Source organism: bacterium (assembly GCA_035371905.1).
GTDB lineage: Bacteria > Ratteibacteria > UBA8468 > B48-G9 > JAFGKM01 > JAMWDI01.
The window spans coordinates 1-10,071 of record DAORXQ010000067.1 but is presented as its reverse complement, the minus strand read 5'-3'; the positions used below and the strand labels follow the sequence as shown (position 1 = coordinate 10,071).

The following is a 10,071-nucleotide window of genomic DNA, read 5'->3' as shown; positions in this document are numbered from 1 at the left end:
TTTTTCTCTTGTACACGATGATTTACCTTCAATGGATAACGACGATTTTAGAAGGGGAGTCCCTACCTGTCATAAAAAATTTGGAGAAGGTATTGCTATTTTAGTGGGTGATGCCCTTTTAACCTATGGATTTCAACTTATTGCAGAAAGTGGAAAAATAAGTTTAGTAAAAGATGTCGCGGAAGCGATTGGATATAAAGGAATGGCAGGAGGACAGATTCTTGATTTAATTTATAAAGGGAAAGAAATAAAAGACGAAGAAAAAAGAAAAATTGATTATATGAAAACAGGAAGACTTTTTGAAATATGTTTTAAAGTACCATTTTATTTTAAAAAAGTAGAAAAAGAAAAAAAAGAAAAAATTGAAAATATAGCGAAAAATTTTGGAATTGCTTTTCAAATAAGAGATGATATAGAAGATAAAGAAGGAGATGAAATAATATTAAAAGAAAAATTGAAAAAAATCTATCAAAAATTAAAACAAGAAACTTTGTTTTTTGGGAAAAAAGGAAAAATCTTACTTTACATATTTGATAGAATTTATTTTGATTTTTTAAATAATAATTTGTGATATAATATAGTATTAAATTTTTTTAGAGGAGGAATCAAATGAATGTAATAGAAATAAAGGAGTTAACAAAATATTATTTTCTTGGAAGAAATAAAGTAGTTGTGGGTCTTGAAAATGTATCCTTTAATGTTGAAGAAGGAGAAATTTATGGGATACTTGGACCAAATGGTTCAGGTAAAACGACCTGTTTAAAACTTATGCTGGGAATTTTGTATCCAACTTCAGGAGAAATAACTATTCTTGGAAAAAATCAATTTGATGTTGAAATGAAAAAAAATGTTGGTTTTTTACCTGAAAACCCTTATTACTATGATTATCTAACAGGTCCAGAACTTTTAAGATTTTATGGAAAACTTTTTGAAATACCCGAGAAAGTTTTAAATGAAAGAATTGAAAAATTATTATTTCTTGTTAAACTTCATGAAAACAAAAAACTTGCTTTAAGACATTATTCCAAAGGCATGCTTGAAAGAATTGGGCTTGCAGCAAGCTTAATAAATGACCCAAAAATTTTAATACTTGATGAACCAACAACAGGTCTTGACCCTATAGGTTGTATTGAAACAAGAGATTTATTAATCCAATTAAAAAGAGAGGGAAAAACTATTTTACTTTCAAGCCATTTTCTTTCCGAAGTTGAAAGAGTATGTGATAGAATTGCTATATTTCATAGAGGTTATCTGCTTGCTACAGGGAAACTTAATGAGTTAATACAGAAATATAATGCAACAGGTCTTGAAGATTTATTTGTAAAAACAATAGAAGAATTTGACAAAAAGGGAGAAAATCAATGAAAAAAGCATGGATTATCGGACTGAATAGTTTCAAAGAATCGTTGAGGAAAAAGACTTTATACATATTACTAGTAGTAGCACTTATCGTTATTGGTGCATCAAAGGCATTTTCTTTCCTTACGGCAGAGGAAGAATTAAAAATGATTAAAGATGTCAGTTTTTCAAGCATAGAATTTTTTGGAGCTCTAATAGCAATTTTTATGTCTCTTACAGCAATTTCAAGTGAAATAGAAAAAAGAACGATTTACACATTATTTTCAAAACCAATAACAAGACAGAATTTTTTTATCGGGAAATTTTTGGGAATTATTCTAATTATTTTTTTAAACTTTATCCTTATGTGTTTATTTTTCACTGGTCTATTAATTTTCAAAAAAAGTCCACCCGATATCCAAGTATTTAAAACATTATTACTGATTTTCATCGAACTCATTTTAATTGGTTCAATTACTCTTACTGTTGCGACTTTTGCTTCTGATGCTTTTAATGTAATTTTTTCCTTCTTCCTTTATATAGTGGGACATTTAACTTCATATGGAAATCAACTTGCTGACAGAACAGAAAATATAATTTTAAAAGGCCTCTGGAAAATACTTTATACAGTTATTCCTAATTATGAAAATTTTAATATAAGGGATAAAGTAGTAGTTGGAATTGACGTTAGCTGGAATTATATACTGAAAACAGGGGTTTATGGAATTTTATACCTTGCAGTTGTTCTTTTAATTGGTTCCTATTTTATCCAAAAGAGAGAAATATGAAAAAAAATTGGATTAGAATATTTATTGCGATATTACTTTTAATTCCTATAGGCTTTTTACAGGTAAGTATTGATTATTCAAAACAAGTGGAAAATCTTGAAAGTAATATTCTATTGATGCCCGGACAGATGGCTGGAAGTTTAATATTGAGTGGATTCAGAGGTCTTGCAGCAGACCTTTTATGGTTAAATATAGAAAACTACTGGCATTCAGGTCAACACTATAAAATGCTTCCGTTACTTGATGCAATCGCATGGCTTCAGCCAACATATATAGTTGTCTGGGCTGTTGGGGGCTGGCATATGACATATAATATATTTGCAAATGTACGTTCAAGGGCAAATACACTGGATGAAGAACTTGGAAAGATTTTATCAAAACTGGAAGACAAATCTATAAAAGAGACAATAACTCAAATCAGAAAAGATATAAAAGATTTAGTTGAAGGACTTGCAAGAGAATATCCAAAAACAGAAGAAAAGATAAAGGAGTATTTTGATATTACAAATAACTGTTATAAAAAAATTGATGCTTTAAAAGAGAAAAAAGAATATAAAGAATTATATGAAATTGTCTCCGGTTTAATAAATGTCCCTGTCGAAATGCTATTTTGGTATACTAACGGAATTTCATTTTTAAAAAAGGGAATCACTTATAATAAAGATAGATATGACCTTTATTTTGAACTCGGATGGACTTATTATCATAAAGGTATGGATTATCCCAATGCTGTTAGATATCTTGAAAAGGCAGTGAAATTTCCTCATCCCGAATTTGTTGATGATGTTTTAGCACATGCTTATGAAAAAAATGGACAAATTGATATGGCAATAAAACAATGGGAAAAACTAATCGGAACTTCTTTTGAAAGTATTGCTCAAAGAGCAATTCATTCACTTAAAACTACAGGTAAATTTACACCATAAATGAAAAACTTAATATTTGTTCTTTCAGCACCGTCAGGAACAGGAAAAACTACAATACAAAAAATTCTAAAAAAAGAATTAAAGGATATTGATACAGTTATAACTTATACCACAAGAAAACCAAGACCCAATGAAAAAAATGGCATTGACTATAACTTTGTTGACAAAGAAAAATTTGAAGAGATGATTAAAAGAGACGAATTTGCAGAATGGTCTGTGGTTTACGGTAATTATTATGGAACACCAAAAAAGAAAATTGAAGAAAATTTAAAAAAAAACAAAAAAACACTTCTTGTTATAGATACTCAAGGAGGATTAAAAATTAAAAAAAAATATCCAGAAGTGTTTTTAATTGGAATTTTACCTCCATCTTTAAAAGAACAAGAACGGAGAATGAGAGAAAGAAAAGATATGAGTGATGAAGAAATAAAAAAAAGATTGTTAATATCAAAAGAAGAAAGGAAAATATTGTTTAAATACTATGATGTGAGATTAATAAATAAAAATATAGAAAAAACTGTGAAAAGAATAAAAAAAATAATCCTGGAATCATAAAATTACTTAAAATAATTCAAAATTTTTTCTTCTAAAATTTCTTCTGGCATTGCTCCTACAATTTCTCCTTTTTTTTCTCCATTTTTGAAGATTATAAAATCAGGGATTGACATAACACCGAATTTTGCAGCAATTTCAGGATTTTCATCAACATTAACTTTTGCAAAAACAATTTCTCCTTTATGCTTTTTTGCAAGATTTTCAAAAAAAGGAGCAACCATTCTACATGGCATACACCAACTCGCCCAGAAATCTACAACTACTTTCTCATTATTTTTAATTACCTCATTAAAATTATCCTTATTTAAATGTAATACTATTTCTTCCATAAATTCCTCCTTTTTATTTATTTTACCATAGAATTCTATTGAATTTAAAACCTTAAAAATATACGAAATATATGATATACTATTAAAATCATGAGAAATGAAGAAATTATAAATAGATTATCTGATTTTGATAAAGAAGTAAGAGAAAAAAGTTTGCATGAGATATTTGATTTGATAAAAAGAAAGAGAATAGAAAAAGATAATGAGTTTGAGGGTTATTTGAATGCACATATTCATACTTTTCATTCCTTTAATTACAAAAACTGGTCGCCTTCAAGAATTGTTTTTGAAGCATGGAAAAAGGGATTATTATATCTTGGTACAGTTGATTTTGATACACTTGCAGGGCTTGAAGAAACATTGTATGCTGGGAAACTACTGAATATAAAAGTAATTAGTGGTTTTGAATCAAGAGTATTTCTAAAAGAAATGAAAGATAAAGTTATAAATTCTCCAAATGAACCCGGTATATTTTATCTATGCGGTAAAGGATTTAGAAAAATTCCAGAAGAAGGTACTGAAGAAAAAAAATTTTTTGATAATTTAAAAAAAATTGCTCAAGACAGAAATAAAAAGGTTATAGAAAAGGTCAATAATTACTTGAAAGATGTAAAAATTGATTATGAAAAAGATGTATTACCTTTAACACCTTCTAATAATCCAACTGAAAGGCATATTATTCTTGCCTATTACTTGAAATCAAAAGAAAATTTAGGTGAAAAAACAGATATCTTCTGGGCAAATATTTTAGGTATTGAAAAGGAAAAAATTATTGAATTAAAGGGAAAAAATATAGGTGATTTATATGAAAAAATAAGGCAGAAACTTATTAAATTTGGAGGTCCTGGTTATGTAAAAAGTGAAAGTAGTGATTTTCCTTTATTTGACGATGTTGTAAAAATGACAGAGAGGGCAGGAGGTATACCAATTGGGACATACCTTGATGGAACAAATGAAGGAGAAAAAGACCCTGAGTTTCTTGTAGAATTACTTAGAAATAAGGGGATAAAAGGTATAACAATAATACCTGAAAGAAACTGGAATATAAAAGATGAAAGAGAAAAGAAAATAAAAGTTAAAAATCTTGAACAATTTATGAATGTCTGTAAAAAAATGAATATGCCTGTTATATGCGGGACAGAAATGAATAAATATGGGCAACCATTTGTTGATAATTTTAAATCACCAGAAATTTACAGATATCTTGATTATTTCATAAAAAGTTTTGAAAAGTTATTTTTATAAATTCTCTATTTTTATATTGTTACGATAATTCATATAATCTATGGTAGAATAAAAAATATGAAAGGACAAGATATACAATCTGAATTAGAAGCAATATATAGAATAAGCCAGGCAATCACGTCTGATATGTATCTTGAAGACATTTTAAAACTTATTGTTAATGTGACCGCTGAAATTTTTAAATCAAAAATATGTTCAATTTTACTGTATGATGAAAAGGAAAAAGTTTTAAAGATTAGGGCAACACAAACAATGAGTAATGAATATTTAAAAAAACCACCATTAAAAGTAGGAGAAGGAATTGCTGGGAAGGTGTTTGAAACAAAAAAACCGATTGTAGTTGAAGATGTGAGAAAAGAAAAAGAATATAAATATAGAGATATTGCAAAAAAGGAAGGACTTGTTTCAATGTTATCTATACCAATGGTTGTGAAAAATAGGTCAATTGGGGTTTTAAATGTGTACACGACATACCCTTATAAATTTACACAAAAAGAAATAGAAATAATTTCTTCTATAGCAAATCAAGCAGCCATTGTTATTGAAAATACTGAACTTTTAGTAAAAACAAAAATCCTTGAAGAAGAACTTGAATCAAGAAAAAAAATAGAAAAAGCAAAAGGTATTCTTATGAAAGAGGAAAAATTGACAGAAGAGGAAGCATACGATAAAATAAGAAAATTTAGCATGAATAAAAGAATTAGTATGAAAGAAGTTGCTGATGCCATAATTCTTGCTCATGAAATAAAAAAGGAAGAAAACAAAAAATGACAGAAGAAAACTGCGGTGTGGTAGGAGTTTACTCAAACAAAAATTGCAGTGAAAAAATTTTTTATAGTATTTTTAAGTTACAACATCGTGGACAAAAATATTGCGGGATATCTACTTTTAACAAAAAAATTAACTTAATAACCCATGAGGGCTTTGTTAGACATTCCTTCACACAATCTGAATTAAAAAATCTTTCCGGTAATTACGGAATAGGGCATGTGAGTTTAAAAGAAAAACAGCCAATTCTACTTGAATCAAGATTGGGAACTTTTTCTATTGCTTTTGCGGGAAACATAATTAATTTTGATGATTTATTCAAAGAAGAGAAAAATAAAGGACATTCATTTTTTAGTCATACACAGATAGAACTTATTGCAAAAATAATCGTCCAAAGTAATGATTTTGTTGAGGGACTTGAAAAACTATCTCAAAAAGTAAGGGGTTCATATACAATTTTAATTCTCTGTAAAGAGGGAATTTATGCTGCAAGGGACCCTTACGGGTTTAAACCTTTAATCCTTGGCAAGAATAATGAAGATTATATAATTTCTTCGGAATCGCGTCCATTTGCTTTTCTAAAAGCTCAAATTGTAAGAAATGTTAAACCTGGAGAAATTCTTCTAATAAATGAAAATGGTATTCAAACAAAAAAAATTATAAAAGGAAAAAGAATTGCTTTCTGTGCATTTGAATGGGGTTATATTGCTTCCATGGATTCAATAATTGAGGGTGTTTCTGTTGCAAAAGCAAGAAATAATCTCGGATATTTTCTTGCAAAAAATGATGATGTGAAAGCAGACATTGTTTCAGCAATTCCATTTTCTGGAATTGGCTATGCTCTTGGTTATCATAAAGGGTCTAAAATTCCTTATGATGAAGTTTTTTTGATTGATAGATTTGCAAGTAGAAGTTATTTACCCCTTACACAGGAAGAAAGAGAGAAAGAAGCAGAATTAAAACTTTCTGTTATTGAAGCAAATGTAAAAGGTAAAAGAATTATTCTTTGTGATGATTCAATAGTAAGAGGAACTCAAATAAGAAATAAAGTCCTTGAATTAAAAGCATTTGGAGCAAAAGAAGTACATGTAAGAGTTGGATGTCCTCCTTTAATTGCTCCATGTTTGTATGATATTTCCACTCGTTCTTATAAAGAACTAATAGCCAAGAAATATAAAATTGAGGAAATTGCCAAAAAAATAGGTGCAGATACTCTTAAATACAATACCATAGAAAACTTTGTTAAAGGCATAGAAATTCCAGAAGAAAAATTGTGTCTTTATTGCTGGACAGGGAAAAAAATAATATAAATATGAGGAAAGGAATATTCTTACTTGAAGATGGTAAATTATGGGAAGGAGAAATAATAGGAGAAGGTATAGAAACTGGAGAAGTTATTTTTTATACAGGTGTCATCGGTTATCAAGAAGTTATTACAGACCCATCATATTATAAAAAAATTGTAGTTATGACTTACCCACATATTGGAAATTACGGAATCAATAAAGAAGGGTTTTTTACAGAAAATGTATGGGTAAAAGGTTTAATAGTAAAAGAAATAAGTAAAATATCCAGTAATTGGAAATCAATAAAAAGTATTAAAGATTTTATAAATGAAAATAAAATTTTAGTAATGGAAAAAGTTGACACTCAGGAAGTTGTGAGTTATTTAAGAGAAAAAGGGATAAAAAGGGGTATATTAGCCGTAAAAAAAGCAAATATAGAAAAATTATTAGAAGAAATAAAAAACAATTTTATAAATGAAAATTTGACGGAAAAAGTAAGTTGTAAAAAACCACATACTATTTGCAGTGGGAAAAATATCCAGAATAATAAAATTCTTGTAATTGATTTAGGAGTAATAAAACCACATATTGATTACCTTATTTCTGCAGGATTTGATTTAATTGTGGCACCTTATAATATAACTTCTGATGAAATTTTTTCTTATAAACCTCGTGGTGTTTTTATTTCATCAGGTCCTGATAATCCATTAAAATTGCAAAATACAATTTCTGAATTATCAAAAATAATTGGTAAAATACCTGTTTTAGGAATTGGACTTGGTATGTTAATTTTATCTTTATCCCTTGGATATAAAATCTTTAAAATGAAAAATGGACATTTTGGAATAAACTATCCTGTAAAAGATGTTACAAATAACACATGTAAAACTACAGTACAAGCCCATATTTATTCATTAATTCCTGAAAATATGGATGAAAAATTAAAAATATGGTTTACCAATTTAAATGACGGTTCTATTGAAGGTATTATAAGTGAAAAATTAAAAATTTTAGGTGTACAATACTATCCACAAGAAAATGATATAGTATGGAGAAAATTTAAGGAGTTTGTAAATGCCTAAAAGAACTGATATAGAAAAAGTTCTACTTATTGGTTCAGGTCCAATAATAATTGGTCAGGCATGTGAATTTGACTATTCAGGTTCACAGGCATGTAAAGCATTGAAAGAAGAGGGATATAAAGTAGTCCTTGTTAATTCAAATCCTGCTACAATAATGACAGACCCTGAAATGGCAGACAGGATTTATATAGAACCATTAACAGTTGATTTTTTAGAGAAAGTGATTGAAAAAGAAAGACCACAGGCATTATTACCAACTCTTGGCGGACAGGTAGGACTTAATCTTGCAACTTTTCTTTACAGAAAAGGAATTTTAGAAAAGTATAAAGTGGAAATTATAGGAGCAACTGAAGAATCAATAGCAAAAGCAGAAACAAGAGACCTATTTAAAAAGACAATGCTTGATATAGGACTTAAAGTTCCAGAAAGTGGACTTGCATATTCAGTGGAAGACGGAATAAAAATTGCTGAAAGAATTGGATTTCCAGTTATTTTAAGGCCTGCTTATACTCTTGGAGGAACTGGTGGTTCTGTTGCATATAATATGGAGGAATTAAAAGAAAAACTCGCTTATGGTATTGCAACAAGTCCAATAGGTGAAGTTCTTGTTGAAAAGTCAGTTCTTGGATGGAAAGAAATAGAATTTGAAGCAATTAGGGATAAGAATGACAATGTAATTATTGTTACTTCAATGGAAAATGTTGACCCAATGGGAGTTCATACAGGAGATAGTATGGTTGTTGCTCCTGCTCAAACACTTGCTCCTTCAGAATATAATACACTGGTGGATATGTGTAAAAAAATAATAAGGTCTATAGGAGTTATTGGTGGATGTAATATTCAGTTTGCTGTGAGCCCTGAAAATGGAGAAATATATGTTATAGAGGTTAATCCAAGATTATCAAGAAGTTCTGCACTTGCTTCAAAAGCAACCGGTTATCCTATTGCAAGAATAGCAACAAAACTTGCTGTTGGATATACCCTTGATGAAATTAAAAATCAAATTACAGGTAAAACAACTGCATTTTCAGAACCGACAGTTGATTATGTTGTATTCAAAATGCCAAGATTTACTTTTGAAAAATTTCCGGGTGCAGACACAAGTTTAACAACCTCAATGAAGTCAGTTGGAGAAGTAATGGCAATAGGTAGAACATTTAAAGAAGCACTGCAGAAAGGATTGAGGGCCCTTGAAATAGGTAGATATGGATTGTGTGATGACAAAAAAGATACTCTTCCAGAAATTGAAGAAATTGAGGAAAAATTAAAAATTCCAAATAGAGAAAGGATTTATTATATAAGATATGCACTCAAAAAGGGAATGGGTATTGATAAAATATATGAGTTATCAAAAATTGATAAATGGTTCATTCATCAGATAAAAGAGATAGTAGATTTTGAGGAAAAAATTAAAAAGCAAAAATTAACCGTTAGTATATTGAGAGAAGCAAAAGAATACGGATTTTCTGATAGAGAAATAGCAAAACTTAAAAATATCAATGAAAGTGAAGTTAGAAATAAAAGAAAAAGATTTAAAATAACTCCTGTATATAAACTTGTTGATACCTGTGCAAGTGAAATAGAAGTTGAAAAACCCTATTTTTATTCATCATACGATAGAAAAGATGAAAGCAGAGTATCAAAAAGCAAAAAAGTAATAATACTTGGAGGGGGTCCAAATAGAATAGGGCAGGGGATTGAATTTGATTATTGTTGTGTACATGCTTCTTTTGCTTTAAAAGAAGAAGGTTATG

At 28.8% G+C, this 10,071-nt stretch carries 11 protein-coding genes; 10 read left to right on the top strand and 1 reads right to left on the bottom strand.

Annotated elements, in window-relative coordinates:
* The 5 genes from PKV21_07280 to gmk form a co-directional block, all read left to right on the top strand.
* Nucleotides 1-571 (top strand): polyprenyl synthetase family protein (locus tag PKV21_07280; protein ID HOM27291.1); only part of this gene is annotated, 571 nt, incomplete at its 5' end.
* 38 nt (nt 572-609) lie between these two features.
* Nucleotides 610-1,365: an ABC transporter ATP-binding protein gene (locus tag PKV21_07275; protein ID HOM27290.1), complete on the top strand. Its 756-nt coding sequence runs from the start codon at nt 610-612 to the stop codon at nt 1,363-1,365.
* On the top strand, nt 1,362-2,126 hold the full coding sequence (locus PKV21_07270; protein HOM27289.1) for an ABC transporter permease subunit: 765 nt from the start codon (nt 1,362-1,364) through the stop codon (nt 2,124-2,126). The genes PKV21_07275 and PKV21_07270 overlap by 4 nt, the downstream gene beginning before the upstream one ends.
* Nucleotides 2,123-3,052: a hypothetical protein gene (locus PKV21_07265; protein ID HOM27288.1), complete on the top strand. Its 930-nt coding sequence runs from the start codon at nt 2,123-2,125 to the stop codon at nt 3,050-3,052. The genes PKV21_07270 and PKV21_07265 overlap by 4 nt, the downstream gene beginning before the upstream one ends.
* Nucleotides 3,053-3,607: a guanylate kinase gene (gmk, locus tag PKV21_07260; protein ID HOM27287.1), complete on the top strand. Its 555-nt coding sequence runs from the start codon at nt 3,053-3,055 to the stop codon at nt 3,605-3,607.
* Between the two features lie 2 nt (nt 3,608-3,609).
* On the opposite strand, the gene trxA is transcribed toward gmk, so the two are convergent.
* Nucleotides 3,610-3,936 carry a thioredoxin gene (gene trxA / locus PKV21_07255; protein ID HOM27286.1) on the bottom strand — a complete coding sequence of 109 codons (327 nt, stop codon included), beginning with the start codon at nt 3,934-3,936 and terminating at the stop codon, nt 3,610-3,612.
* Between the two features lie 90 nt (nt 3,937-4,026).
* Here trxA and PKV21_07250 point away from each other — a divergent pair, with 90 nt between their 5' ends.
* From PKV21_07250 to carB, 5 genes are all read left to right on the top strand, one after another.
* Nucleotides 4,027-5,181 carry a hypothetical protein gene (locus PKV21_07250; GenBank protein HOM27285.1) on the top strand — a complete coding sequence of 385 codons (1,155 nt, stop codon included), beginning with the start codon at nt 4,027-4,029 and terminating at the stop codon, nt 5,179-5,181.
* 57 nt (nt 5,182-5,238) lie between these two features.
* Complete coding sequence (locus PKV21_07245; protein ID HOM27284.1) at nt 5,239-5,952, top strand: GAF and ANTAR domain-containing protein; 714 nt, start codon at nt 5,239-5,241, stop codon at nt 5,950-5,952.
* On the top strand, nt 5,949-7,259 hold the full coding sequence (locus tag PKV21_07240) for an amidophosphoribosyltransferase (protein HOM27283.1): 1,311 nt from the start codon (nt 5,949-5,951) through the stop codon (nt 7,257-7,259). Before PKV21_07245 ends, PKV21_07240 begins: the two co-directional genes overlap by 4 nt.
* Nucleotides 7,260-7,261: 2 nt before the next feature.
* On the top strand, nt 7,262-8,317 hold the full coding sequence (carA, locus tag PKV21_07235) for a glutamine-hydrolyzing carbamoyl-phosphate synthase small subunit (GenBank protein ID HOM27282.1): 1,056 nt from the start codon (nt 7,262-7,264) through the stop codon (nt 8,315-8,317).
* A partial coding sequence (carB, locus tag PKV21_07230; GenBank protein ID HOM27281.1) for a carbamoyl-phosphate synthase large subunit occupies nt 8,310-10,071 on the top strand: 1,762 nt, incomplete at its 3' end. The genes carA and carB, both read left to right, overlap by 8 nt.

Coding starts and splice junctions, on each gene's coding strand:
- PKV21_07275 (HOM27290.1), top strand. CDS start 610: ATGAATGTAATAGAAATAAAGGAGTTAACAAAATATTATTTTCTTGGA.
- PKV21_07270 (HOM27289.1), top strand. CDS start 1,362: ATGAAAAAAGCATGGATTATCGGACTGAATAGTTTCAAAGAATCGTTG.
- PKV21_07265 (HOM27288.1), top strand. CDS start 2,123: ATGAAAAAAAATTGGATTAGAATATTTATTGCGATATTACTTTTAATT.
- gmk (HOM27287.1), top strand. CDS start 3,053: ATGAAAAACTTAATATTTGTTCTTTCAGCACCGTCAGGAACAGGAAAA.
- trxA (HOM27286.1), bottom strand. CDS start 3,936: ATGGAAGAAATAGTATTACATTTAAATAAGGATAATTTTAATGAGGTA.
- PKV21_07250 (HOM27285.1), top strand. CDS start 4,027: ATGAGAAATGAAGAAATTATAAATAGATTATCTGATTTTGATAAAGAA.
- PKV21_07245 (HOM27284.1), top strand. CDS start 5,239: ATGAAAGGACAAGATATACAATCTGAATTAGAAGCAATATATAGAATA.
- PKV21_07240 (HOM27283.1), top strand. CDS start 5,949: ATGACAGAAGAAAACTGCGGTGTGGTAGGAGTTTACTCAAACAAAAAT.
- carA (HOM27282.1), top strand. CDS start 7,262: ATGAGGAAAGGAATATTCTTACTTGAAGATGGTAAATTATGGGAAGGA.